The sequence below is a fragment of the Moorena sp. SIO4A1 genome (genome assembly GCF_010672065.1).
In the GTDB taxonomy this organism is placed as follows: Bacteria; Cyanobacteriota; Cyanobacteriia; order Cyanobacteriales; family Coleofasciculaceae; genus Moorena.
This window is the reverse complement of record NZ_JAAHHX010000605.1, coordinates 1-1,592: the sequence shown is the minus strand read 5'-3', so window position 1 is coordinate 1,592 and position 1,592 is coordinate 1. Positions and strand designations below refer to the sequence as shown.

2 protein-coding genes are annotated in these 1,592 nt (G+C 37.6%); both read right to left on the bottom strand.

Annotated elements, in window-relative coordinates; translation table 11 throughout:
* Positions 1-55: 55 nt before the first annotated feature.
* On the bottom strand, positions 56-790 hold the full coding sequence (locus tag F6K53_RS41130) for a hypothetical protein (RefSeq protein ID WP_293086068.1): 735 nt from the start codon (positions 788-790) through the stop codon (positions 56-58).
* Between the two features lie 95 nt (positions 791-885).
* Positions 886-1,592: phytanoyl-CoA dioxygenase family protein (locus F6K53_RS41125; RefSeq protein WP_293086065.1), on the bottom strand; the 707-nt coding region annotated here is incomplete at its 5' end.

Here is a 1,592-nt window from a genome sequence, read left to right as displayed (position 1 = left end):
TACTTATCCTAAATCTAGATGCACGTTATTGTCAGAGCTAGTTAACTTGGCCAAATTATACCTCTTGATATAATTTATCATAAAACGGGAGACAATCTTCCACTATAGGCATTAGGTCATCAGGTATATTGATAGCTTTTTCCTCATAAGGAAGAAAACCGCTAGAATTCATCACTGTGGAATACCAACTTGGGGCAAAGGATGACAGCGATAAGTTTGAATCTTTTAGTTCAGGTTCCCAACTCAGCATTTTTTCAGAAAATGTTACCTCCAAGTTTGCGCATAACCTTTTCAGAATATCTTTGGGATTTCTGACAAACTCCGTTGATTCAATAACCAGCGGGGAGTTTCCTGTCAATGCTTTAACGTCTTGAAATATAGTGTAAAGGTCTGCTATACCGACATCATGGAATGTTACGTTCCCCAAAACTTTGTACCAAGATAAAACGATCTCTTTAGGGTCTCTAATCAAAAAAACGTTATGAAGAGATTTAAGCCAGTCTCTGGAAAATTCCGGGAGAGCATGTTTTGCAATGTGTTTTTGGAATGAAAACGATGCACTATTGGGTAAACTTCCGGTAATTTGTTGAATTACCTTCTCATAGTTGCTTTCAGTGGATTCAATAATTTCTTGACGATGAGGATGATTGAAACCATGTTTCAACAGGTACGGAGCATAAAATGGTTCATCAAAAATTAGACAACCATCTAACTGTTCAAAAGCTCTCGTCATCAGTGTTGAACGACTTCTCGGGCAAGTCCATAGGGCAATGTGTTTATTTGTTGTCATCCTGTTTATTCCTTTCTCAACTCCAAAATTAGGCATTAGATTAACGCTGCTCAAACAATCTAATTTGTTCTGCTCCCACTCTTTGTTTCAATGGTTTATAGGATTAAGGCTTGGTCTGGTAAAGGTTTGATTGCTCTATAGTCTCGACCAACTAAGAAGTCAGGACGCGGATTTTCTACGGCAATCGGAATATTGTCAATACTATTATAGGTAATAATAGCAATTTTTCTCGAAAATGGAGAAATATTATTAGCTGAGCCATGAACGCAATTAGGATGAAAAAATAACACAGTTCCCGGTTTACCTTTGGGCGCTTCTATTCCATATTTTTCTACTAGTTTTATAATTGTTTGTTCTGGGGTAGTGTATTTAAGGTTGGACTGAAAACTCGATATCCATTTGGCTTCTTCTGAAGCAGCATAATCTTGCTCAATTTGGTTGAGAGAGCTAATTACTCCTTCTTGATGGGAACCAGGAATAAGACAAAGCGGTCCATTGAATTCGTTGACTTCTTCTAGAAAAATAACAACATTTACCGCTCGTGGTGTTGGCATTCCATCTTCTTTTTGCCAAAAGATATAATCTTGATGCCACGGCCATAGATCACCACTAAAGGCAGCTTTGAAGTTAATTTTTAATTGATGTATGTAGACTTTGCTGCCAAGAAGTTGCATGGCTGGCTCAACAATTAGAGCGTTTTTTGATATCTTATCCAAGAAGCCATTTTCAGTTGGATCTTCGTGGATACCTCTTACTGTCGCTTGATCTTCTTCTAAAACTGTTCCTGGTGTATTTTTCCAAA

Bases quoted from the DNA above. Each gene is read 5' to 3' on its own strand.
- F6K53_RS41130 (WP_293086068.1), bottom strand. From the start codon at position 790: ATGACAACAAATAAACACATTGCCCTATGGACTTGCCCGAGAAGTCGT.